Source organism: Agrobacterium cavarae, assembly GCF_004310285.1.
Taxonomy (GTDB): domain Bacteria; phylum Pseudomonadota; class Alphaproteobacteria; order Rhizobiales; family Rhizobiaceae; genus Agrobacterium; species Agrobacterium cavarae.
On the sequence record NZ_SISF01000028.1, the window covers coordinates 123,286 to 146,303 of the forward strand.

General features: G+C 58.9%; 20 protein-coding genes. 9 read left to right on the forward strand and 11 right to left on the reverse strand.

Annotation, left to right across the window (positions count from 1 at the left end):
• From EYC79_RS23965 to EYC79_RS09460, 4 genes are all read right to left on the reverse strand, one after another.
• Positions 1-825: HAMP domain-containing protein (locus EYC79_RS23965; RefSeq protein ID WP_335625462.1), on the reverse strand; the 825-nt coding region annotated here is incomplete at its 3' end.
• Between the two features lie 237 nt (positions 826-1,062).
• Positions 1,063-4,527 carry a chromosome segregation protein SMC gene (gene smc, locus EYC79_RS09450; protein WP_130977801.1) on the reverse strand — a complete coding sequence of 1,155 codons (3,465 nt, stop codon included), beginning with the start codon at positions 4,525-4,527 and terminating at the stop codon, positions 1,063-1,065.
• A gap of 84 nt (positions 4,528-4,611) precedes the next feature.
• Positions 4,612-5,286, reverse strand: a complete 675-nt coding sequence (locus EYC79_RS09455; RefSeq protein ID WP_130977802.1) for a DsbA family protein — start codon at positions 5,284-5,286, stop codon at positions 4,612-4,614.
• Positions 5,287-5,423: 137 nt separating this feature from the next.
• Positions 5,424-5,933, reverse strand: a complete 510-nt coding sequence (locus tag EYC79_RS09460; protein ID WP_062425865.1) for a DUF721 domain-containing protein — start codon at positions 5,931-5,933, stop codon at positions 5,424-5,426.
• 112 nt (positions 5,934-6,045) lie between these two features.
• On the opposite strand from EYC79_RS09460, the gene mutY reads away from it, so the two are divergent.
• Positions 6,046-7,173, forward strand: a complete 1,128-nt coding sequence (mutY, locus tag EYC79_RS09465; protein WP_130977803.1) for an A/G-specific adenine glycosylase — start codon at positions 6,046-6,048, stop codon at positions 7,171-7,173.
• A complete protein-coding gene (locus tag EYC79_RS09470; RefSeq protein ID WP_130977804.1) occupies positions 7,170-7,781 on the forward strand; it encodes an HAD family hydrolase in 612 nt (203 codons plus the stop codon). Before mutY ends, EYC79_RS09470 begins: the two co-directional genes overlap by 4 nt.
• A 352-nt stretch (positions 7,782-8,133) precedes the next feature.
• Here EYC79_RS09470 and EYC79_RS09475 read toward each other — a convergent pair whose 3' ends face one another.
• Positions 8,134-9,279 carry a site-specific DNA-methyltransferase gene (locus EYC79_RS09475; RefSeq protein WP_111847586.1) on the reverse strand — a complete coding sequence of 382 codons (1,146 nt, stop codon included), beginning with the start codon at positions 9,277-9,279 and terminating at the stop codon, positions 8,134-8,136.
• Between the two features lie 167 nt (positions 9,280-9,446).
• A complete protein-coding gene (locus EYC79_RS09480) occupies positions 9,447-9,902 on the reverse strand; it encodes a DUF5680 domain-containing protein (RefSeq protein ID WP_130977805.1) in 456 nt (151 codons plus the stop codon).
• 182 nt (positions 9,903-10,084) lie between these two features.
• On the opposite strand from EYC79_RS09480, the gene EYC79_RS09485 reads away from it, so the two are divergent.
• Positions 10,085-11,167 carry a hypothetical protein gene (locus EYC79_RS09485; protein WP_245495238.1) on the forward strand — a complete coding sequence of 361 codons (1,083 nt, stop codon included), beginning with the start codon at positions 10,085-10,087 and terminating at the stop codon, positions 11,165-11,167.
• Positions 11,168-11,189: 22 nt separating this feature from the next.
• On the opposite strand, the gene EYC79_RS09490 is transcribed toward EYC79_RS09485, so the two are convergent.
• The gene (locus EYC79_RS09490; protein WP_130977806.1) at positions 11,190-11,870 is read right to left on the reverse strand and encodes a GntR family transcriptional regulator; all 681 of its coding nucleotides are present in this window, start codon (positions 11,868-11,870) and stop codon (positions 11,190-11,192) included.
• Between the two features lie 148 nt (positions 11,871-12,018).
• Between EYC79_RS09490 and EYC79_RS09495 the strand changes: the two genes are divergently transcribed.
• Positions 12,019-12,702: an HAD family hydrolase gene (locus EYC79_RS09495; protein WP_062438368.1), complete on the forward strand. Its 684-nt coding sequence runs from the start codon at positions 12,019-12,021 to the stop codon at positions 12,700-12,702.
• 72 nt (positions 12,703-12,774) lie between these two features.
• On the opposite strand, the gene EYC79_RS09500 is transcribed toward EYC79_RS09495, so the two are convergent.
• Positions 12,775-13,305 (reverse strand): PilZ domain-containing protein, encoded by a 531-nt coding sequence (locus tag EYC79_RS09500; protein WP_112518823.1) that lies wholly within the window; start codon positions 13,303-13,305, stop codon positions 12,775-12,777.
• Positions 13,306-13,560: 255 nt separating this feature from the next.
• On the opposite strand from EYC79_RS09500, the gene thrC reads away from it, so the two are divergent.
• The 4 genes from thrC to EYC79_RS09520 are packed head-to-tail and all read left to right on the forward strand — an operon-like array spanning position 13,561 to position 19,826.
• Positions 13,561-14,958, forward strand: a complete 1,398-nt coding sequence (thrC, locus tag EYC79_RS09505) for a threonine synthase (RefSeq protein ID WP_130977807.1) — start codon at positions 13,561-13,563, stop codon at positions 14,956-14,958.
• Between the two features lie 21 nt (positions 14,959-14,979).
• On the forward strand, positions 14,980-16,278 hold the full coding sequence (locus tag EYC79_RS09510; protein WP_130977808.1) for a M16 family metallopeptidase: 1,299 nt from the start codon (positions 14,980-14,982) through the stop codon (positions 16,276-16,278).
• A gap of 39 nt (positions 16,279-16,317) precedes the next feature.
• Positions 16,318-16,914, forward strand: a complete 597-nt coding sequence (locus EYC79_RS09515; RefSeq protein WP_062438376.1) for a GNAT family N-acetyltransferase — start codon at positions 16,318-16,320, stop codon at positions 16,912-16,914.
• On the forward strand, positions 16,914-19,826 hold the full coding sequence (locus EYC79_RS09520) for a sensor domain-containing phosphodiesterase (protein ID WP_062599464.1): 2,913 nt from the start codon (positions 16,914-16,916) through the stop codon (positions 19,824-19,826). Before EYC79_RS09515 ends, EYC79_RS09520 begins: the two co-directional genes overlap by 1 nt.
• Here EYC79_RS09520 and EYC79_RS09525 read toward each other — a convergent pair whose 3' ends face one another.
• The 3 genes from EYC79_RS09525 to EYC79_RS09535 all read right to left on the reverse strand — a co-directional run bounded on the left by EYC79_RS09525 (position 19,827) and on the right by EYC79_RS09535 (position 22,003).
• Entirely contained in the window at positions 19,827-20,960 is a 1,134-nt protein-coding gene (locus EYC79_RS09525; protein ID WP_130977809.1) for a zinc-binding metallopeptidase family protein, read from the reverse strand.
• 142 nt (positions 20,961-21,102) lie between these two features.
• The gene (locus tag EYC79_RS09530) at positions 21,103-21,294 is read right to left on the reverse strand and encodes a CsbD family protein (protein WP_062425876.1); all 192 of its coding nucleotides are present in this window, start codon (positions 21,292-21,294) and stop codon (positions 21,103-21,105) included.
• Between the two features lie 103 nt (positions 21,295-21,397).
• A complete protein-coding gene (locus EYC79_RS09535; RefSeq protein ID WP_111847577.1) occupies positions 21,398-22,003 on the reverse strand; it encodes a YqgE/AlgH family protein in 606 nt (201 codons plus the stop codon).
• Between the two features lie 152 nt (positions 22,004-22,155).
• On the opposite strand from EYC79_RS09535, the gene EYC79_RS09540 reads away from it, so the two are divergent.
• Positions 22,156-23,001 (forward strand): protein-disulfide reductase DsbD domain-containing protein, encoded by an 846-nt coding sequence (locus tag EYC79_RS09540; RefSeq protein ID WP_130977810.1) that lies wholly within the window; start codon positions 22,156-22,158, stop codon positions 22,999-23,001.
• Positions 23,002-23,018: the final 17 nt, after the last annotated feature.

The window sequence follows — 23,018 nt, forward strand, 5'->3', positions numbered from 1 at the left end:
GCTGCGATTGGCATCTGCTTCCTGTTCAAGGCGGATGCGCTCAAGTGCATTCTCGCGGAAGACGGCAACGGCCTGCGCCATCTGACCAACCTCGTCCTTGCGACCAACGCCGTCTATCTCTTCGCGCGTCTCGCCACCGGCGAGAGAGACCATGCGTGTGGAAAGCCTTTCGATGGGCGCCGTGATGCCCCTCGATACGAAGAAGAGGGCTGCGCCGATGAAAGCCAGAAAGGCCAGGCAGATACCAAGCAACGAATTGGTGATGGTCCTGGTCGCGTCCGCGGACAAAAGCTGCACGCCTTTTACGGTTTCGGCAGCCTTGGCATTATTCCACACCCTGAGGTCTTCGCGATAATCGATCACCCGGGGACCGATCTTTCCTATCTCGACGCGCGCCGCATCGAGATTGCCCGACTTGATACGATCGATCGAGACATTGGCCAGATCGATTATTTCCTTGCCTCTTTGAATGAACTTGCCGACTTCCACGCTGATGGAAGGATCGAGCCGCCTGGCGTCTTCCATTCGCTTGATAAACAACTCGGTGTCGTTTCGGTACAAGGTCTCGATTGGGCTCGTATCGCCACCCATCACCGTGATGCGCAGGATCTCGTTGACGGCAAAACCCACACCGACAACCGCGGTAGACGCTCTGAACACGCTCGTAGAAGCGGCAGCGTTATGGTCGAAAAAGCCGACGTAAGCCCTATCTGCCTGCTTGTAACTATAGGCCAGGACACCAGCGCCAGCCATGCCGACAGCGGCAATCGGGAGAAGGATCGCCAGGATCTTGTAACGAATTTTAATATTATCAAGGAAGGTCATATTGTCTCGCAGAACTGAAAAATAACAAGAAAAAGCTCGGATACCCTCCTCGAAATCCAGCATGCCAGTTCTTGCCACAAGGCTTCGCACCGTCATGGAGCAAGTGTGGTTGAGACGATAAATTAGGGACCTTGGCCTTTAAAATTGATTAAATAGCAACGGAATCCGCATCCTCAAGGCGAGAAAAATTAACCGGATCCAGCATTCTAAAGCTCTAATGTAACTTTAAATTGCAAATTAAGACGCCTCCGCCAGTGCCTCCGCCATCTGCAGATCGACCGACACCAGCTGCGAGACGCCCTGCTCCGCCATGGTGACGCCGAAGAGGCGATCCATTCGGGCCATGGTGATCGGGTTGTGGGTGATGATGACGAAACGGGTTTCGGTGGACGCCGCCATTTCATCCATCAGGTTGCAATAGCGCTCGACATTATGGTCATCAAGCGGCGCATCCACCTCGTCCAGCACGCAGATGGGTGCAGGATTTGTGAGGAAGACGGCGAAGATCAGCGCCATTGCGGTCAAGGCCTGCTCGCCGCCGGACAAGAGCGTCATGGTCTGCGGCTTCTTGCCCGGTGGGCGGGCCAGAATCTCCAGTCCCGCTTCGAGCGGATCGTCGGACTCGATCAGTTGCAGTTCCGCCGTGCCACCGCCAAAGAGATGGGTGAAGAGCCGCTGGAACTGGGTGTTGACCACATCGAATGCAGCGACCAGACGCTCACGACCCTCGCGGTTGAGATTTTGAATACCAGCACGCAGCTTCCTGACGGCATCGATAATGTCGTCCCGCTCCTTGATGAGGGCGGCAAGCTTGGCGGAGAGTTCCGCCTGCTCCTCATCAGCGCGCAGATTGACCGCGCCCAGACGTTCACGCTCGATCTTCAACCGGTCGAGATCGCGCTCAACATCGCGCACTTCCGGCAGCGGCGCTCCCGGTGCCAGTCCCGTGAGACGCAGCGCCATATGGGGTTCGACGTTCAAAGCCTCGCGAATGCGGTGCTCGCTTTCCTGGCGTTTCTCGCGGGCGGACACCAGTCGCTCTTCAGCGCGGCCACGCTTTTCGCGCGCTTCCGCCAGTTCGGAGAGCGCCGTCGCGGCAGCCCGGTCCGCATCCCGCTGGAGATTTTCGGCCTCGACCAGACGGTCTGCCGCGGCACGGCGCGCCTCCTCCATCTTCTGCAATTCGCTCAGCAGGTTGCGACGCTTCTCGTCGAATTCCTCAGGCGCGATATCGAGTTCCGCCAGCTCTTCGCGCGCTTCCTCCTCGCGCTCGCGTAGCGTGGCGATGTGGTCCGCAGCACTTGCGGCGCGAGCGGCCCAGGTGGCGCGCTCCTGTGCAATGGCGTTGATGCGGCGCTGGCGGGCATCCGCCTCCCGGCTCAAGCCTTCATGGCGTGCGCGCGCTTCTGCCAGAAGGCTGCGATCGGTTGCGACCTCAAGCTGGCTGTCGCGCAAGCGTTCATCGAGGCTGGAGAGATCTGCGCTGTCTTCGAGCTCGATACGGGCATTCTCTTCCTGAACCGCGATCTCCTCGATCTGGCCGCCGATCTGGTTGAGAGCCTCGGAGACGACATCGCGGCGGCGAAGGAGATCGCCGGAGGCACGCTCCGCCATGGAGAGCGCATCACGCGCCTCGGTCAACCGCCGGGCAGCAAGGCGGCTGCGCTCGCGCGCTTCATTCAGGCCAGCCTCCGCCATGCGGATCGCATCCGTCGAAACAGAAAGCCGCTCCTGCGCCTCTTCCAGCGCGAACCGGGCTTCATCGATTTCGCTTTCTATCTCCGCAAGGCGGTTCTTCTGTGCCAGCCGAAGGGCCGCACTTCCCGGTGCGTCGGCGCTTGCAACATGACCGTCCCAGCGAAACAGCGCGCCGTCTTTCGTGACCAGGCGCTGGCCAGGCTTCAAGAGCGGCATCAGTCGCTGACCCTCTTCGACGCTCGCAACGATGCCGATCTGGCGAAGACTACGCTTCAAGGCGTCGGGGCCGGCGACGTGCGATATTAACGAGGAGAGGCCCTGTGGCAGGGTTGGATCGTCTGCGCCTTCGCCATTTGCTGTCCAATAGGCGGGGGCGGTTCGATCCAGAGGGCTTTCCAGATCGTCACCAAGGGCTGCACCGAGAGCTGCTTCGAAACCACGATCCACTTTGAGTTCGTCCGCCACCGGCGTGAAGGAGCCTGAAGCAGCACCGGCGGCCAGCATTTTGGCGATGGTGCGTGCTTCGGTCTCCAGCGCGTTCAGACGATTGCGGGCCATATCGACGGGTCCGCGTGCCAAAGCCTCGGCTGAACGGGACTCAGCCACCGCCGTCTCTGCGTCCTCGGCTGCAATCAGCGCGTCTTCCGCCGCCATTTCCGCCGCTTCCACGCTTTCGCGTTTTTCAGCGGGATCAGGCAGTTCAGCCAGCTTGTCATCGATCGTTTCGATTTCGGAAGCAGCCTCGGAAGACTGGCGTTCCAGACGCATCTTGCGGTCGGCAAGGTCACGAATGGAGCGTTCCAGCTGAGCGCGAGACGCCGCAGCCTCGGCGCGCTCGGCCGTCAACGCAGCAAAGACCCGTTCGCTTTCGGAAAGCTTGGCCGCAGCCTCCTCGAAAGCCTCGCGCGTTTCTTCGGCGTAGCGCCCCGAATCGGCCAGGATGTCGAGAAGCTCGGTTTCTTCTTCATCAAGGCGAGAGAGAATGTCGGCATTGTCTGAAACGAGCCGCTCTTCGCGCTGAATATCCTCGCCAAGTTGCGAAAGGCGGCGTGCCAGTTCATCGCGGCGACGAAGCAGACGGTTGGCCTCGTCATCCAGCTGGGTGCGGGCGATCTGCAATCTTTGCAAAGCAGCAGCGACCTTCGCTTCATTCTCACGCAATTCGGGAAGCTTGAAGCTGGCGACGCCCTGCTCTTTTGCCGCTTCCATCTGTCGCTGCGCCTTTTCGGCAACCAGATTGGTGGCGATGTTCAATGCGTTGTCGGCTTCGCGCTCTGCCTCGCTGGCATCCACCCAGCGGATATGCAGAAGGGTTGCTTCTCTAGCGCGGATATCGGCAGAGAGCATCTTGAAGCGGTTGGCCTGACGGGCCTGGCGCTTCAGGCTCTCAATCTGGCTTTCCAGCTGTGCGGTCACATCCTCAAGCCGTTCGAGATTGGTTTCGGCGGCACGCAGGCGCAGTTCCGCCTCGTGGCGGCGCGAATGCAGGCCGGAAATGCCCGCCGCCTCTTCCAGCAATTGCCGGCGTGCCTGTGGCTTGGCATTGATCAACTCGCCGATGCGTCCCTGCCCCACCATAGAGGGTGAGCGTGCGCCGGTGGAGGCATCGGCAAACAGAAGCTGTACATCCTTGGCGCGGGCTTCCTTGCCGTTGATCCGATAGACCGAGCCGTTCTCGCGCTCGATGCGGCGCGTGACCTGGATTTCGTCGGCGTCGTTAAAGGCCGCGGGCGCGGTGCGATCAGAATTATCGAGATAAAGGCCGACTTCTGCGGTGTTGCGCGCAGGGCGATTGCCGGAGCCGGAGAAGATCACGTCATCCATGCCGGATGCACGCATGTTCTTGTAGGAGTTTTCGCCCATCACCCAGCGAAGCGCTTCGACCAGATTGGACTTGCCGCAGCCGTTCGGTCCTACAACACCGGTCAGGCCGGGCTCAATGATGAATTCCGAAGGTTCCACGAAGGACTTGAAACCGAGCAGGCGCAGCTTGTTGAACTTCATGCCGCTGCCTCGGCCTGTCGGTGGCAAGACATCAAAACGGGCGCGCGGAAATCTCCGGCGCCCGTCAGAATGCGGTGGCGTCGATTAGAGAAGTTTGTCGATAAGGGCCGACATGGTTTCAACCGACATGTCTCCAGAGTACTTCTTGCCGTTGATGATGAAGGTCGGCGTGGAGTTTACGCCGAATTCCGTCGCGCCGCGCTGCATCGTTGCGTTCACATCATCCAGAAGTTTCTGGTTCGTCAAGCAGGCCTCGAAGCTCTCCTGTGAAAAACCGGCCATTTTCGACATTTGCAGCAGTGCTGCGCGGGCATCCTGCGCGGTCGCCCAGCTCTGCTGCTGCTTGAACAGCATGGAGACGAAGGGGAAATACTGCTGTTCAGGCGCGCAACGGGCCAGCATGAAGGCGGCGGCGGCGCGCGGATCGAACGGGAACTCGCGGATGATGAAGTAAACCTTGCCGGTGTCGATGTACTTCTTCTTGATCTCGTCAAACACCGTGTTGTGGAAATGCGCGCAGTGCGGGCAGGTCATCGACATATATTCGACGATCTTCACAGGCGCATTCGGATCACCCAGAGCGCGATCCGGCAATGGACCGGGCTTCAGCACCGCGGCCATGTCGACATCACCGGAGGACTCCGGGACATCCTGGGCAAAGGCGCTGCCTGCAAGCATCGGCCATGCGGCCACGACGGAGGCCATGGCAACGGTGCCGAGAAGAGCGCGGCGGGTGAGGTTCAGTTCTGGGAAATGCATGGAAGCACCTGTTTGTGAAAGACGCAAATGTCTATGATTCCGATATAGCCACACATCGTTTCCAACAAGCGGCGCGTTCACCTGTTCTTGTCAAAGAATTGTGACCAGTCAAGGACTGTTCTTTGCAGTTTCCTGCTTCACAGTGTCCGACCCTTGGTCCGCTTTTGCATAACAGCCGTCCCAAGCCGCTCTACCGCTTTGCGCAGCGCTTCGCTTTCTATCCCCTGCATCATGTCGTCGAGCCGCTTTGCCGCCTCACCTCGCAATGGTTGCGGCTTTCGCCGGCGGGTGGACGCCGTCGACACCGGCTTTTGCACGATGCGGATTTGACGGACTGCAGGAAAACCGAAGAAGCCATTGATCCGGGCAATCAACTCACCCTGCGCATGTGTCAGAAAAAGCGCGCGTGCGCCTTCACAGGCAATCGTCAGAACACCCGCCTGATAACCGCCGCGATCCGGCCCCTCGTCGCGACGCGGCCAGGTGATCTTTTCCGGACGGGTGCAATCGGCAAAATCATCGCCGGCGATCTCGTCCCAGGAACCGAGAAGTGCCGTGCTGATTCCGGCTCTCTTTGCTAAAACGGGATCGATGATGCCGTTTGCAACTTCGGCAATCTGAAGGACACCTTTACGGGGCTGTCGCATGGTCACACAACTCTGAACTCGCGGCTTGATCGGGCGAAGCGTATGGACCAAGTATAGGACGTTTCCATGTCAATTGGAAACGCCATCAGCCAAATCGGAACAGACTGCACATATGCTTCATAAAATCGAAGGGCCGGCTTACGCTGAGCTATTGCTGGCGTGGTATGATCGCCATCACCGCGACCTGCCGTGGCGCACCTCCCCGTCCATGGCGGCAAAAGGCCTGCGGGCCAATCCCTATCATGTCTGGCTGTCCGAAGTGATGCTGCAGCAGACGACGGTGCAGGCGGTGAAGCCTTACTTCACCAAGTTTCTGGCGGCATGGCCGACGGTCAACGATCTGGCGGCGGCGCCCACCGAGGACGTCATGGCTGCATGGGCGGGACTTGGCTATTATGCTCGAGCACGAAACTTGAAGAAATGCGCTGAAGCAGTCGCTGAGCAGCATGGCGGTATTTTCCCCGATACGGAGGACGGATTGAGAGCGCTTCCGGGTATCGGCGATTATACCGCAGCGGCGGTGGCTGCCATCGCCTTCAACCGACAGGCCGCGGTTATGGATGGCAATGTGGAGCGGGTGATCTCGCGCCTGTTCCTGATCGATTCGCCCCTGCCCGGCTCGAAGCCTTTGATGAAAGCCCGCGTCGCGGAGATTACGCCAAACGACCGACCGGGCGATTTTGCCCAGGCGATGATGGATCTTGGCGCCACGATCTGTACGCCCAAGCGCCCCGCCTGTGCACTCTGTCCGTTCAACGACCATTGTCTGGCACTGGCGCAGGATGAACCTGAGCGGCTTCCGGTCAAAGCCAAGAAGAAGGACAAGCCGGTGCGGGTGGGCGCAGCCTTCGTTGCGGTCAACGACGAGGGTGAAATCTTGCTGCGGCGGCGCATCGATAGCGGCCTGCTCGGCGGCATGACGGAGGTGCCGACGACGGCCTGGACCGCGCGTCTGGATGGGGGAACGGAAAAAGCGCATGCGCCTTTTGACGCGGACTGGGAGCCGGCCGGCACCATTGTGCATGTCTTCACCCACTTTGAACTCAGACTATCGATCTACCGGGCAAAAGTCGGAAACGACGTCAAAGCCGATGACGGATGGTGGGAGCCGGTCACAAATCTTGATGCCCAAGCACTGCCGACGGTGATGAAAAAGGCCATCTCTCAGGCTATTCCATTGGCGTTCGCGGCAAAGGCCGAAAAAACGCAGCAGTCTTCGAGAAGCAGGAAAGTTCCATGAGCAAGATCAATCATATTGTTTTCGATATCGGCAAGGTTCTCATTCATTACGATCCGCATATCCCCTATAGCCGGCTGATCCCTGACGATGCCGAACGCGCCTGGTTCTTCGAGAATGTCTGCACCCATGACTGGAATCTGGAGCAGGATCGCGGTCGCAAATGGGCGGATGCCGAAGCCCTGCTGCTGGAAAACCATCCCGACCGGGAGGAGCATATCCGCGCCTTCCGCAAACATTGGCACGAGATGGTCTCCCACTCCTATGACGATTCCGTCGCCATCCTCAAAGGTCTGATCGATAGCGGCCATGACGTAACGATGCTGACAAACTTTGCCTCCGACACCTTCCGCGAGGCGCAGAAGATGTATCCGTTCCTGACGCTTTCCCGTGGCGTGACGGTCTCAGGCGATGTCGGTCTGATCAAGCCGGATGTTGCGATCTACAAGCTGCATGCCGAGACCTTCGGTCTCGATCCTGAGACCAGCATCTTCATCGACGATTCGGTTGCCAATGTGGACGGCGCGAAGGAAGCCGGCTGGCAGGCTGTGCATTTCACCGATGCGGAAAAGCTGAAGGCCGATCTCGAAGGCTACGGCATCAAGGTTTGAGAATTCCTGGCGCAGGCGGGAATGGCGGTCCCCATCCTGCGCCAGTCCAGCCGCGAACGGCCAGATCTGAAGAATCGTCAAACAGGGAAGCATCCGTCTTCTTGGCTTTGCGCATCTGTTTGATGCGCCAGCGGCTCGCCCTCGTCCCTTGGCGAGATTGATTAAGGCGGCTTACTTGCTCCAGGCTTGCCAGGCAATTGAAATATTTTGGGAAAATTCTTTATCCAAAAGAACTCACAACAAGGCCCGGCGTCCAGTGGACGCCGGGCCTTGCTTCTTCTTCATCCGGGACTGAAGGTACTAAACCAGATGAAGCCTGTGGCGAAAGCAACATAAGGCGGTGGATCGCAGATTAGCCGGCTTTAGCCAATTCCGTACGGATAACGCTTCTTAGATCATCGATCGGCTTCAGAGCATCGCCATCCTGATAGTGCCAGAAGGTCCAGCCATTGCACGCATCGAGACCCTGCACCTTGGCACCCAGGCGATGGATAGAACCTGCGTCGCCGCCGGACGACACGGTGCCGTCAGCACGAATGATCGCGGTATAACGGCGCTTGGCATCCGTCAGGACCTGACCGGGGCGCACGAGGCCGCTTTCGAGGAGAACATTGAAGGCGACCCGCGGCTCGGCCTTCTTACCGGTCATCACCGTCAGTTCCGCCTTGCCGAGCGGCTCGACCGCAGCGATTCGCGCGGATGCCGCATCGATGTAGTCCTGCTCGCGCTCGATGCCGACGAAATGGCGACCGAGACGCTTTGCCACCGCACCGGTCGTGCCGGAGCCGAAGAACGGATCGAGCACGACATCACCGGGCTTGGTCGAAGCCATGATGATACGCGCCAGCAGAGCTTCTGGCTTTTGGGTCGGATGAATCTTCTTGCCGTCATCGCCCTTCAATCGCTCGGAGCCGCTGCAGATCGGAAACAGCCAGTCGGAGCGCATCTGCACGTCGTCATTCGACGCTTTCAGCGCTTCGTAATTGAAGGTGTAGCTTTTCGCCTTGGCGTCGCGGCTCGCCCAGATCATCGTTTCATGGGCGTTCTGGAAACGGCGGCCCTTGAAGTTCGGCATCGGGTTGGTCTTGCGCCAGACGATGTCGTTCAGGATCCAGAAGTTCATGTCCTGAAGGATGGAGCCGACGCGGAAAATGTTGTGATAGGAGCCGATGACCCAGATCGTGCCATTCGGCTTCAAGACGCGGCGGCAGGCCAGCAACCAAGCGCGGGTGAAGGCATCATAGGCCTCGAAAGAGGCGAACTGGTCCCACTCGTCATCCACTGCATCCACCAGCGACTGGTCCGGACGATGCAGCGTGCCGCCAAGCTGAAGGTTATAGGGCGGATCGGCAAAGATGGCATCGACCGACTGGCTCGGCAGCGCTTCGAGAGCGGCGACGCAGTCACCCTTGATGATGCTGTCCTTCCAGGCATCGCTCTCGCCTGCAAGATCAAAACCGGCGCGCCGAAAATCGGCCAGTGGAAACACTGATGCCATGGGTACTCGCTCCATACGCTTACTCAACTGAACTGGCCTTATGGTTACCGAAGATGGTTATCAAAGGCTGAACGAGTGAAAGAAAGTTCCGGGTTAAGTGCATAAAAATGCGAGAAAATAGATTATCGAGGTCCAGGCGCGAGATCGGCAAGCGGAAGCGGCCGCAACTAGGGAATGATGAGGCCCCCACAATAGTGAAGCGCATAGGCTTCCTCACCACCCACCATGATCACCTCACGCCCGTGGAAATGGCGGGCGTCCCCCTCGCTCCTGTCGATGTAGGTCCCGTATTCACCCGCCCATTCGAAACCACCAAGGAACCGACCGGCTCGATACATCCTGGACAGAGCGGCCTTGATCGTGGATCCGGCTCGCTCTCCATCGATCAAATCCGGACGGATGATGAAGCTGTAATAGTTCATCGCCCAATAGGGTGTGCGCCTGAGCCAGAGAACCTCCTGCCCAATAAAGTTTGTGCCGCTGAAATAGCTGTCGCGGTACTCCCACTCAGCATCAGACCAGATGAGGTCTTGGGAGCCTCGCCTGCTCGGCTCTCCCTTCGCTCCACCTCCGACGTAACAGGCCGCTTTTGCACGCACGATGACATTATTGAGGTTGTACACGGCAGCCTCCCTTAAAAGAACATATAGTGAACAACACGCATTTTTGGTCAAGACGAAAACCCATCTTCACGTTGCAGAAACGGCTAATGGAACCGGATTTTATTTTTAACGTTTTGATTTAGGAATTTTCCACGCTGGCGGTATTATGGTGCCAGTGACGGGTGCAGGGGTTAAGTTACAAAATGCGCATAGCTTTGATGATCGCCGCGACGCTTTATGCCAGCGCCGCCTTCTCGCAGCAGCCTGCTCCGCAGGCTCCAAAGCCACAGGTGAATGTGCGCACGGACGCCGTCATGTTCAAAGGCGGCCCCTCGCTTGGCGATAGCGACAAGGTCCGATGGGACTTCTACAAGGCGGACAGCGCGGGCGGCCGCAGCGACGACAATGTCGGCGGTGCCTATGATGCCACCTTCGAGGAGAAAATTCCGCCGGGCAAATATGTCGCGGTCGCCGCACTCGGCAATATCACCCGTGAGATCGCTTTCGAGGTCAAGGACGGCGCCGTCACCGAGCTTGCGGTCGATTTCGAAGCAGCCCAACTCACCCTCGTGCCGAAGCGCAGCCCCGATAGCAAAGAGGCCGAGCCGCTTGCGCGCGTAACGGTAACGCAGGACGCGTTCAGCGACAGTGTCTATGGATCGAAAGAACTCTTCGTGCCGGCCGGCGAGTTGAAGCTCGAGGGCCGCATCGGTCCGGCGGTCGCAGAGGAAACGATCACTGTCAAAGCCGGCGACACCGTGAGCCACGATGTCATCATCCCAAGCGGCGTGGTCGTGACGAATGCCGTCTACAAAGAAGGTGGTCGCCAGGTCGAGACCGATAGCATTCGCTTCGAGGCGCTGGCCAACACGCAAACACTGGACGGCACGCGCACGACGATCACCGGCACTTACGGCCCCGGCAAGATCATGCAGATGCCGGCTGGAAACTTCATCATGAGAGCGAAGCTCGGCAAGGTCACCGTCGAGAAGCCCTTCAGCGTGACGGCGGGTCAGCGCACCGATCTCAGCATCGATCTTGATGCAGGCGTGCTGGTTGTCTCAGCGCCTCAGGCGGAGCGGATCGACATTGTCGAAACCACCAAGGACTTGCAGGGCACGCAGAAGGAAATTTCCGGTCGCTACGGCACGACGCACCAGGAGACGCTTCACCCCGGCACCTATGCGGTGAAAGTAACCTACGACAAGAAGGCCAATCGCGATCCGAAGGAAGTCAGCGCCACGGTGACGGCATCGGAGCGCACCGAGATCAACATCACCGATTGATTTTTGAAAGCCGCGCTCGAGCTTAGCCGACAATGGCGAAAGCGTCGCGCGTGGATCCCGTTGGTGTGCGCACGGCCGTCCGGCCAATCCACTGCACGTGGCCGTGGAGAATGCGGATGGCCTCTTCGGCCCGCTCGCCGCGAAGTGCGTCTATGATCGCACGATGATCAGTGTCGGTGCGGCGCTCCCAGCCCGCACGCCAGGCGGAGAACAGGAAGCGGGCGCTGGCTGCATGCAGTCCGTCGATCGCTTCCATCAATCGAGGCATGTTGCAGGGTGCGGTGATCAGCCGGTGAAAGCGTCGGTTTGCCTCTTCCCATCGGCGAACGTCTTGCGCATCGTCACCTTCATGCGTCGCGGCTTCCGCCTCATCGAGGATAGCTTGGGTCAGGTTGGGGATGGCGTTACGGAGCGCCAGCACTTCAAGCGCCGCACGCATTTCCGCGACCTCTCGCACATCTGCAAGGCCGAAATCGGCCACGCGAACGCCTCGGCGCGGAATGCTGACGGCAAGGCCTTGCGCTTCCAGCCGGCGAAAGGCTTCCCGCACCGGCACATGCGAGGCACCGAATTCCTCGGCAATATGATCCTGCCGCAGCCTTTCGCCAGGCGCAAATTCACCGCGCACAATACGCTCGGCGAGCGTGCGGCTGATCTTGGCGGCAATCGTATCATCCGGTTTGGCTTTTGGAAACTTGACCATGACCTGACATAGGGCGAGGTTGGAGAATTGTCGAGCGATGCGATAAGCCGCAAGCTCCCCTGCATTCCAACCGGTTGAGCTTGTACCTCAATTGGTCTAAAAGCCGCCAACCCCATCCCATTCCTTCATCGACATCAAGGGAGCGCACATGAGCGGCTTCGACCTTATCATTTTCGACTGCGACGGCGTTCTGGTCGATTCGGAAATCATCGCCGCACAGGTCGAATCCCGCCTGTTGACGGAGGCCGGCTACCCGATATCCGTTGAGGAAATGGGTGAGCGCTTCTCCGGCATGACCTGGAAGAACATCCTGCTTGAGGTTGAGCGCGAGGCGAGCATTCCGATTTCGGCCACGCTCCTCGACAAATCCGAAAAGCTTCTGGATGCCCGCCTGGCGCGCGACGTCAAAGTCATCGAAGGCGTTAAGTTTGCGCTGTCGCGGCTGACGACACAGCGCTGCATCTGCTCGAATTCGTCCAGCGCCAGGCTCGACATGATGCTGACCAAGGTCGGCCTCAAGCCCTATTTCGAAAGCCATGTCTATTCCGCGAAAGATCTCGGCGCAGACCGCGTCAAACCGAAGCCGGACATCTTCCTTCACGGCGCCAAGCAATTCGCCGTCTCGCCCGACAGGGTGGTGGTGATCGAAGATTCCGTCCATGGGATTACCGGCGCGCGCGCCGCAGGTATGCGCGTCATCGGCTTTACCGGCGCATCGCATAGCTATCCCAGCCATGCGGACAAGCTGACCGACGCGGGCGCCGAAACCGTCATTTCCCGAATGCAGGATCTGCCGGCAACGATCGCGGCACTGTCCGAGTGGGCAATCTGAACCCATCAAAAAAGCCGGACCGCACAAGGCGATCCGGCTTCGATAAAAATTTTCCGGCAGTCGGGTCTGATCTCAGCCCCTGCGACCGCTCTTCTTGCCACTGGCCTTTGCACCACCTTCATCAAACGAAATGAAGACATTGGTCTGCTTCGACGCGCCGCCCGGGCCATTCGGAATGGCAACGTTGGGGTTGTTGAAGATGAACTGGGTGCCTGCCGTACCTGCCGGAACATCGACGCCGAGGCTCGTGACCTGCGAGAAGATTTCGCCATCGCCGTCCTTGACCGTCACGCGGATTGGGAGATTAACCCGACCTGGCTTGGAGAGAGGTCCTGGAACCACACGGCCTTGCGCGAAGACGTTTACGGTCAGCGTGGAATCATTCATGCTGCATGAGCGCGTGGTGTCCGACAAGGACGCCTGATAGACGAGCTTGCTCGGATCACCCTTGGTTCCGGCATAGACCTGATGGACGGCATTGGTATCGAGCACAGTAATGGGTGGGCAGTTCGCCTGCACGACGGGGGCGGTTGCGGCCTGCGCAGCCGGCGGATTGACCGCCAGCGAGTCCGACGGATTGGAAGAATTGCAACCCGCAAGCATGGCAAGCAGCGATGCTGCGACGGATAAACGCAAAATAGTCCCTGTCACTGTGTTCCACCCTCTAAAACAATTCCGCAACAGGCCGGAGATGCTATTTATTGGCCTTCCTTGCCTGTCGGCGATGGTCTATAGCAGCGGCGCCGGAAAAAATCGATGGTTGCATTCGGATTTGCGCCATTTTTGCAAAATGGACGAAATTCCCGCACGAAGCGGTTCCTACGGCTTGACTGGTGACGACGACGAAGGACGATTTCCGTGAAATATGTTTCGACCAGGGGCAGCGCCCCTTCACTTGGTTTCTCCGATGCGCTGCTGGCTGGCCTGGCGCGCGATGGCGGCCTCTATGTACCAAGCGAATGGCCGACGATGAAAAAGAAGGAAATTCGCGCCCTTCGAGGCAAGACCTACCAAGAGGTCGCTTTCGAAGTTCTCTATCGCTTCACCGGCGGCGAAATTCCGGAGAAGGATTTCCGCTCGATGATCGATGAGGCCTATGCGACCTTCCGTCATCCGGCGGTCGCCCCGCTCGTTCAGACTGGACCGAACAGCTTCATCCTCGAGCTTTTCCACGGCACGACGCTCGCGTTCAAGGACGTCGCGATGCAGCTCCTCGCCCGCCTGATGGATTACACGCTCGCCGAACGCGGGCAACGTGCGACGATCGTCGGCGCGACATCTGGTGATACGGGCGGCGCGGCCATCGATGCCTTTGCCGGACGCGACCGGACCGACATCTTCATCCTGTTCCCGCATGGCAAGGTGTCGCCGGTTCAGCAGCGGCAGATGACCAGCTCCACGGCTTCGAACGTGCATGCGCTTGCGATCAACGGCAACTTTGACGACTGCCAGAACCTCGTCAAGGACATGTTCAACGACACGAAATTCCGCGACAGCGTCAAGCTTTCCGGCGTCAACTCGATCAACTGGGCGCGCATCATGGCGCAGGTGGTCTATTACTTTACCGCTGCGATTTCGCTGGGTGCGCCGGACCGCAAAGTCTCCTTCACCGTGCCGACCGGCAACTTCGGTGATATTTTCGCTGGCTATGTGGCCAAGCAGATGGGCCTGCCGATAGACAGGCTGGTGATTGCCACCAATGACAACGATATCCTTGCCCGCACGCTGAAGACGGGTCGTTACGAGATGCGCGGCGTTCAGGCCACCACCTCGCCCTCCATGGATATCCAGATTTCGTCGAACTTCGAACGCTTGCTGTTCGAAGCCTATGATCGCGAACCAAACGAGATCAAACGCTCGATGGATGGTTTGAAGCAATCCGGCGCCTTCCAGATCTCCGAAGCAGCCATGAAGATGATCAAGCGCGACTTCCGCGCAGGTCGCGCGACCGAAAAGCAGGTGGCGGCGACCATTCGCGACACGCTGAGTGAGACTGGCTATCTGCTCGATCCGCACACGGCAACGGCGGTCTACGTGGCGAAAAAGTACGAAAAAACAAACAGTCCGATGGTCGTTCTTTCGACCGCGCATCCGGCGAAATTCCCCGACGCCGTAAAATCCGCTTGCGCAATCGATCCTGCCCTACCAGTATGGCTTGCTGATCTTATGAACCGGGAGGAGCGTTTCGACGTCCTGGAAGCAGAGCTTGACGCCGTGGAAACTTTCATCGGCAAGCATGCTCGCGCCAAGGACTGACCAACGCGGAAAGACGTGGAAATGAATGTGAACGTAACCCGGCTTTCGTCCGGGTTGACAGTCGTCACCGAAAGAATGCCTCACCTCGAAAGCGTTGCTCTCGGCGTGTGGATAAAATCAGGTTCGCGCAACGAGACGGATGACGAGCACGGCATCGCGCATCTGCTCGAGCATATGGCCTTCAAGGGTACGGCGCGCCGTACCGCCCGGCAGATCGCCGAGGAGATCGAGAATGTTGGCGGCGAAGTCAACGCCGCGACATCCACCGAGACAACATCCTATTATGCCCGCGTGCTGAAGGATCACGTTCCGCTGGCGGTCGACATCCTTGCCGATATCCTGACCGAGTCCGCTTTCGACGAGGCGGAACTGGAACGCGAAAAGAATGTCATCCTGCAGGAAATCGGTGCTGCCACCGATACACCCGATGACGTCGTTTTCGACAATTTTTCCGGCGTCGCCTATCGCGACCAGATGATCGGTCGTCCGATCCTCGGCACACCGGAGACGGTGCAGTCCTTCACCACCGCCCAGATCCGTCATTATCTCGGTCGCAATTATACGACGGACCGGATCTTCGTCGTCGCGGCCGGTGCTGTCGATCACGAAGCCTTCGTCAAGCAGGTCGAGCAGCGCTTTTCGAGCCTGCCGCAAAAGCCGGAAGCCACGCCGATCATTGAGAAAGCGCTCTACACCGGTGGCGAAATCCGCGAGACGCGCGATCTGATGGACGCGCAAATCCTGCTGGGCTTCGAGGGCAAGGCCTATCACGCCCGTGACTTCTACTGCTCGCAGATTCTCGCAAACATCCTCGGCGGCGGCATGTCGTCTCGCCTCTTCCAGGAAGTGCGTGAATATCGCGGTCTCTGCTATTCGGTCTATGCCTTCCATTGGGGTTTTTCCGATACCGGCATTTTCGGTATTCATGCAGCAACCGGCAGCAGCGATCTGGCGGAACTGGTTCCGGTCATCACCGAAGAACTGCGCAAGTCCTCCGAGGTCATCCATCAGGAAGAAATCGACCGCGCTCGCGCCCAGATCCGCGCGCAGCTGCTGATGGGCCAGGAAAGCCCGGCAGCGCGTGCCGGTCAGATCGCTCGCCAGATGATGCTCTACGGTCGTCCGATCCCCAATGACGAGATGATGACGCGTCTTGGAGACATCACCCGTGAGCGCTTGACCGATCTTGCAGGGCGTCTGTTTTTCGATAAAGTTCCGACCCTGTCGGCAATCGGGCCCCTGGAAAATCTCGCGCCGCTGTCTGACATCACGGCGGGGCTTTCCGCGGCGCCATCCATGAAGATAACGGCAAACGGCTGACGGCAGAGACTGATCCGCAGCATGGTGTTGGATGACTAGATGCTGCGTTTTCTCTCCCGCAACAGCGATACGCCGGAACTTCGCAACGCGCATTATCTACTGAGACTGCCGCGATATTCCGATTACCGGCAGTGGCACAGGCTGCGCTCGGACAGCCGCAGCTTCCTTCAGCCATGGGAGCCGACCTGGCGCAGCGACGAGCTGACCGAAAGTTCGTTTCGGGTGCGCGTGACCCGCAACAATCAGGAATTTTCCTCCGGCACGGCCGTGTCGCTTCTTCTCTTCCTGGCGGATGGAACGCTGATTGGAGGCATCACCATCGGGTACATCCGCAGAGGTGCGGCGCAGAGCTGTATGATCGGATATTGGATGGGTGAAGCCCATGCGCGTCACGGCCATATGTCTGCCGCATTAAAACTGGTAATACCCTATATCTTCAATGGACTTCAGTTGCACCGTATTGAGGCAGCCTGTATTCCAGACAACTTCAAAAGCATCCGGCTGCTCGAAAATGCCGGCTTTCAGCGGGAAGGCCTCTTGCGCGAATATCTGAAAATAAACGGCGAGTGGCGGGACCACGTCATGTTTTCGCTGATTGCCGATAAACACGGTTCCGGCAGGACTGAGCGAGATTGATGACATATATGAGCCTCGTGTCGCGCCTGTTGAAACATCTACCGGCGAAAGCATGCGCCACGGCGCTGTTATTCTTCTGCGCCATTTTCTCCAGCCAAGCGCTCGCCTTCGAACCGGTCAAGATTTCCCGTGACGACAATGCGCTCGATCTGACCGCCACCACCGATATCTACGCCAACCAGGGCGAGGCCTTCCAGGTTTCGACTGCACCCGGGCCGGACGGTATTCGCCGGCGCATCGAAGTGCGGGCAAGCTCTCCCGCCCACCAGGGCGATTGGGCGGTGTTTGCGCTTGCCAACGTCTCGGAAGAACAGCTTGAGCGCGTTATCGTCGCGCCGCACTTTCGTCTCGTCAATTCCAAGCTCTTTTGGCCCGATCTCGGCTCGCAGCGCATCATCGCCATTACCCCGAGCGAAGGCTTCGCGCTGGATCGCCAACCAAGCCCCGATGCCGACGTCTTCCGCATCACGCTGAATCCGGGCGCGGTCATTACATTCGTCGCCGAGCTTTCCACGCCGCAACTGCCGCAGCTCTATCTGTGGGAGCCGGAAGCCTACAAGGACACGATCAACGCCTTTACGCTGTACCGCGGCATCGTGCTCGGGATTGCCGGTCTTCTCGCCGTTCTTCTCACCATCCTTTTTGTCGTTAAAGGCACCTCGGTTCTGCCGGCTTCGGCGGCTCTCGCCTGGGCGGTTCTTGCCTATATCTGCGTGGATTTCGGCTTCCTCGAAAAGCTGATCACCGTGACCTCAAGCGACGAGCGAATGTGGAGGGCGGGCGCCGAAGTGGCGCTCGCCTCCAGCTTCGTGGTCTTCCTGTTCACTTATTTGAATTTGAACCGATGGCACGCGCATCTTGGTTACGCGACATTCGCCTGGATCATCGGTCTTGGCGCTCTCTTTGGCGTGGCGATCTATGATCCGTCTATTGCATCCGGTATCGCGCGTGTCTCCTTCGCGCTGACGGCGACCGTCGGGATCGTGCTGATCATCTATCTCGGCTTCAACCGCTACGACCGCGCCATTCTACTTGTGCCGTCCTGGGCGTTGATCCTGGTCTGGCTCTTCGGCGGCTGGCTGACGGTCACCGGACAGCTGGACAATGACATTATTCAGCCGGCACTCGGCGGCGGTCTCGTACTGATCGTGCTCTTGATCGGCTTTACCGTTATTCAGCATGCCTTCGCCGGAAGTGCATACCAACAAGGCCTGTTCTCCGATCTCGAGCGGCAGTCGCTGGCGCTCACCGGTAGCGGCGATACGGTGTGGGACTGGGACGTGACGCGTGACCGCATCGTCACCACGCCGGACGTGTCGATCAAGCTCGGACTGCATCCCGGTACGATGCATGGTGCTGCGCGCAATTGGCTGCCTCGCCTGCACCCGGATGACCGCGACCGGTTCAAGGCAACGCTTGACGTGTTGCTGGATCATCGCAAAGGGCGGCTCAATCATGAGTTCCGCATTCGCGCCGAAGACGGCCACTTCCATTGGCTGCAGATTCGCGCGCGTCCCGTACTCGGCTCCAACGGCGAAATCATCCGCTGCGTTGGCACCATCACCGACATCACGGAACAGAAGAATTCCGTTGAGCGCCTGCTGCAGGACGCGCTGAACGACAATCTGACAGGCCTTCCCAACCGTCAGGTCTTCCTCGACCGTCTGCAATCCATGTTGAACCTGGCGCCAGATGGCGACACGGTTCGCCCCACGGTGATGGCGATCGATATCGACCGCTACAAGCTGGTGAACGATACGCTTGGGATTGCTGCAGGCGACAACATTCTGATCGCGTTGACACGTCGATTGCGCCGTCTTCTGAAACCGCAGGATACGCTGGCCCGTCTTGGCGGCGATGAATTCGGCCTGATCCTCGTCTCGGAGCGCGACCCACAGCGCGTGGCAGACTTTGCCGATGCGGTGAACAAGGCCATCATGGTGCCGATCAATTTCGCCAATCGCGAGATCATTCTGACGGCTTCGATCGGCCTCGTCTCCTGGATCGACCAGCAGGAAAGTGCTGCCGGTCTGTTGAGCGACGCGGAACTTGCCATGTATCGCGCCAAGCGCGCCGGCGGCAACCGCGTCGAGCCGTTCCGGCCTGCCTTCCGTACCTCCGGGACCGACCGTCTGCAGATGGAAAGCGATCTGCGCCGCGCACTTGAACGCAAGGAGCTCACGCTGGCCTATCAGCCGATCGTCAAGCTGGACAATGGCGATCTTGCCGGATTTGAAGCGCTGATGCGGTGGGAGCATCCCAAGCGCGGCAACATCCCGCCAAGCGAGTTCATTCCGATTGCCGAAGCCTCCGGCCTTATCGAGCCGCTTGGCATGTTTGCACTGGAGCGGGCGGCGAACGATCTGATGGATTGGCAACATGCCATCGACAAGCTGCCGATCTTCATCTCCGTCAACATCTCCAGCGCGCAGCTGCTGAACAACGAACTCTACAATGACGTTCGCAGCATGCTGCAGCGGACGCGCTGCAATCCGCAGCAGCTGAAGCTGGAGCTGACGGAATCGATCGTCATGGAAAATCCTGAGCAGGCGCGGCTTGTGCTGGCGAAGCTCAAGGAGACGGGCCTCAGTCTTGCGCTCGACGATTTCGGCACGGGTTACTCGTCGCTCGCCTATCTCACCCGCTTCCCCTTCGACACCATCAAGCTCGACAAGGCACTGATCGCCAATACCAGCGACAAGCGGAATGTGCTGCTCCGCTCGATCATCGCCATGGCGCGTGCACTTGAGATGCAGGTGGTGGCCGAAGGCATCGAAACGCCTGAGGATGCGGCAGAGCTTGCCCGCATGAATTGTCACTACGGGCAAAGCTTCCTTTTCGGGACGCCGGATACTCCGGAAGCCGCTCTTCGCCTTTTACGCGAGCGCTTTCAGGTCTTCAAACGCGCCTGATTACTCTGCAGCCTGCGGCTGAAAAGCTTGGTTGTTTGAAACTGGCGCCGGCGCGTTGAGGTCAGAGTTCGCCGGAATTTTACCATGAACGAGGTCATGGATGAATTGCAGCTTCTCGACAACGGCGGGAGTCAGCACGAAGGGGTAGAGATCGGCTTCACCCATGCTGCGTTGCATGGAGTTCAGCGCGACGCTGAGAGGCACCCAGGCATTGACGAGACGCTGTGCACTGCGGGCACGGTAGGGGTCGAACGCCACTTCGGTGGCCATGTCTTCATGGCCTTCCGGTTCGATGGCAATGCCGAAGGCATGGGCCGTTTCAAGCGTATCGACGATGTGAAGATAGTGGGCGAAGCATTCCGCAAAGTCTTCCCACGGATGAACCGAGGCGTAGGAGCTGATATAGATTTCCTGCCAGCCCGGCTTCGGTCCCTCTTCATAATTTCGTTTCAGCGCTTCGCCGTAATCTTCACGTTCATCCCCGAAAGCAGCGCGGAACGCTTCGAGACGGCCGGCATCGCGAACCAGCTTGTTCCAGATGAAGTGCCCGACCTCATGGCGGAAGTGACCAAGCATGGTGCGGTAGGGCTCGTTCATATTGGCACGAACCTGCTCACGCGTCACATCATCCGCTTCGGCCGCGCGGATGGCAATGAGGCCCTCGTCATGGCCCGTCATGGCGGGGATCACGGATCCATCCGCAGCGATCTCGTCAACCAGGAAGTCGAACACCAGCCCGCCCTGCGGATCGGCATCGCGGTTCGGGTGGGGCAGGTTAAAGCGCAACATCGAGTAGAAGAGATGCCGCTGCGCCTGACTAAGGCGTCGCCATTGTTCAATGCCGTCCTGGGTGGAGGTATCCGGGACAAGACGGTTATGGTTACAGGCGGGGCAGAAAGGCGTTTCGCTACCGGCTGGGACTGCCCAGTTGCAGATGTCGTTGACTTCATTGGCGCAGAAGCGGACCTGATGATCCGGTTTCGATACCAGCGTCCAGAGCGGGTCGCCGGCTGGATCCAACGCTTCCATTGAAAGCGTCTCCGGTACGAAAGCTAACCTATGGCCGCACCGAACACAGGAGCGGTTGTCGAAGTGAACGGGCTGTCCGCAGGCAGCACACGAGAAAAGTTGCATCCCTATCTCCTGGGCATCACGATTGATTGGGAAATTGACTGCGCAAGCGAAGAGCGCATGTGTCGGATTTCAACACATGCGCTCTGTGACCTTTGAGGTCATTCAGGTGCGGCCTCCTCACTGAGAGGAAACGCGTCTCCTGTTACATTCTGTCGACGGTGTCCTTGACGGCATCCTTGGCCTTGCCAGCAGCGGTCTGGACCTTGCCCTTGGTTTCCTGCGCAGCACCTTCGGCGCGCATGCGGTCATTGCCGGTAGCCGAGCCAACGCCCTGCTTTACCTTGCCAGCAACTTCATTTGCCTTACCAGCGATCTTATCGGATGTGCTACCCATGACTATTCTCCCTAGTTTATGCCAGGCTCGGTGCTGGCTACCGGGGAGAAAACGTCATGAATATAATTTTGTTCCTCGTCATCTTACGCTTTCAAAGCGAAGATCAGGCATGCCCTGCTTCGGCCGAAAGCATGCGGGGGTCGACCCCCATCAAAGCAAGCGCGCGCTCATACTTGTCATCCAAAGACCGGTCGAAGATAAGCTCTTCCGAGGCCGGGCAATTCAGCCAGCCATTATTGGCGATCTCGTTTTCAAGCTGACCCGGCGCCCAGCCGGCGTAACCCAGCAACATGGTGGCGCGCTGCGGCATTCGGCCGTTCGAAATTGCACGCACGATGTCGAGTGTGGCGGTCAACGAGATGTCGTCGCTGACGGGAATACTGGATTCGCTGGAGTAATCATCGGAATGAAGCACGAAGCCCCTGCCCGTCTCCACCGGTCCACCAAACTGGATGGGAAAGTCGCGCGTGCGGTTGGGCAGCATGATCGCGTCATTGCTGTCCATGATCTTCAGATGCAGGAGAACATCGGTGAAGGTGATCTGCTGGCCGCGGTTGATGATGAACCCCATGGCACCGGCCTGGGAATGCGCACATATATAAATGACAGAGCGCTCAAAGGCGCTGTTGGCGAGCCCCGGCATGGCGATCAGAAACTGACCATCCAGAAAGCCCCGTTCCTTCTTGTCCATGAGGGTCGAAAAAACCAAGAGCGCCTCCCCTTTCAGCGCCCCATAGCGACGCCGGTGTGGTTTCACCTTTTGGTAAGGATGAGGCATAGCGACCTATCAATCAACCGAAAATGATGAATGAGACAAAATCGTAACTGGTCGCTTCACCCGGGTTGCGCTAGACGAGAAGTATGACCCGTTCGATCTCCTCCCCCCTTCGCACCGTTCTGATCGCCTTCATCGCGGTTGTTTCAACGATCGTCATTGCAGAGGCTGCCAAGGCCGACACGACCGAATGGGCAACGAGCGAAGGCGGGCGCATGCGCGTCGTAAGCCTGCCGCCTGACGGCAGTGGAAAAATCGAGGCGGTGCTTCAGATCGATCTCAAGCCTGGCTGGATCACCTATTGGCGCGAGCCGGGGGAAGCGGGCATACCGCCGCAGTTGAAGCCCGACCCGGCAAGCGGCGTGACACTGTCTTCCATGTCGTTCCCCGTGCCGAAGCTGATCAAGAATGACGACATCACCGATATTGGCTACGACCAGCCGGTGAACTTTCCGATCACCTTGCAGTCCGGCGCAGGCCATGACACCGACGCGGCAAAGCTGACGGCTTTCATCGGCGTCTGCCTCAATATCTGCATCCCTTTCGAGGCAAGCTTCGACATCGACAGGAAGGCAGAGGCCACGCAAGACGAGGTCGCCTTCATCCAGTCGAGCAAGACAAATCTCCCAGAGGCGCCATCGGACGATTTCAAGGTGGTCAACTTCCACATCACGCCGGATAAGACCCTGCTCGGTGTGGAGTTGTACCTGCCCGAGGGAGCGCCGAAGGAGGCCGACATCTATGTCGCTGGGCCATCTGGCTATGCCTATTTCGAGCCGCAGAACCTGGTGCGCGACAAGCGCAAGCTTTCCTTCTACATGAACATCAAGGGTCTGCCGAAGAGCTATAATCCAAAGGGGCAAAGCTGGCACATTCTGGTCAAATCCGGCGCGCGCGCCATGGAAGCGCCGCTGAATTTCCCCGCTCAGTAAGGGATCTCAGCTATCCG

Bases quoted from the DNA above. Each gene is read 5' to 3' on its own strand.
- EYC79_RS09540 (WP_130977810.1), top strand. From the start codon at position 22,156: ATGACCCGTTCGATCTCCTCCCCCCTTCGCACCGTTCTGATCGCCTTC.
- EYC79_RS09455 (WP_130977802.1), bottom strand. From the start codon at position 5,286: ATGCATTTCCCAGAACTGAACCTCACCCGCCGCGCTCTTCTCGGCACC.
- EYC79_RS09475 (WP_111847586.1), bottom strand. From the start codon at position 9,279: ATGGCATCAGTGTTTCCACTGGCCGATTTTCGGCGCGCCGGTTTTGAT.
- EYC79_RS09530 (WP_062425876.1), bottom strand. From the start codon at position 21,294: ATGGGTAGCACATCCGATAAGATCGCTGGTAAGGCAAATGAAGTTGCT.
- EYC79_RS09525 (WP_130977809.1), bottom strand. From the start codon at position 20,960: ATGCAACTTTTCTCGTGTGCTGCCTGCGGACAGCCCGTTCACTTCGAC.
- EYC79_RS09460 (WP_062425865.1), bottom strand. From the start codon at position 5,933: ATGCGACAGCCCCGTAAAGGTGTCCTTCAGATTGCCGAAGTTGCAAAC.
- EYC79_RS09520 (WP_062599464.1), top strand. From the start codon at position 16,914: ATGACATATATGAGCCTCGTGTCGCGCCTGTTGAAACATCTACCGGCG.
- EYC79_RS09495 (WP_062438368.1), top strand. From the start codon at position 12,019: ATGAGCGGCTTCGACCTTATCATTTTCGACTGCGACGGCGTTCTGGTC.
- mutY (WP_130977803.1), top strand. From the start codon at position 6,046: ATGCTTCATAAAATCGAAGGGCCGGCTTACGCTGAGCTATTGCTGGCG.
- EYC79_RS09490 (WP_130977806.1), bottom strand. From the start codon at position 11,870: ATGGTCAAGTTTCCAAAAGCCAAACCGGATGATACGATTGCCGCCAAG.
- EYC79_RS09510 (WP_130977808.1), top strand. From the start codon at position 14,980: ATGAATGTGAACGTAACCCGGCTTTCGTCCGGGTTGACAGTCGTCACC.
- EYC79_RS09485 (WP_245495238.1), top strand. From the start codon at position 10,085: ATGCGCATAGCTTTGATGATCGCCGCGACGCTTTATGCCAGCGCCGCC.
- EYC79_RS09500 (WP_112518823.1), bottom strand. From the start codon at position 13,305: ATGCTTGCGGGTTGCAATTCTTCCAATCCGTCGGACTCGCTGGCGGTC.
- EYC79_RS09470 (WP_130977804.1), top strand. From the start codon at position 7,170: ATGAGCAAGATCAATCATATTGTTTTCGATATCGGCAAGGTTCTCATT.
- EYC79_RS09515 (WP_062438376.1), top strand. From the start codon at position 16,318: ATGCTGCGTTTTCTCTCCCGCAACAGCGATACGCCGGAACTTCGCAAC.
- smc (WP_130977801.1), bottom strand. From the start codon at position 4,527: ATGAAGTTCAACAAGCTGCGCCTGCTCGGTTTCAAGTCCTTCGTGGAA.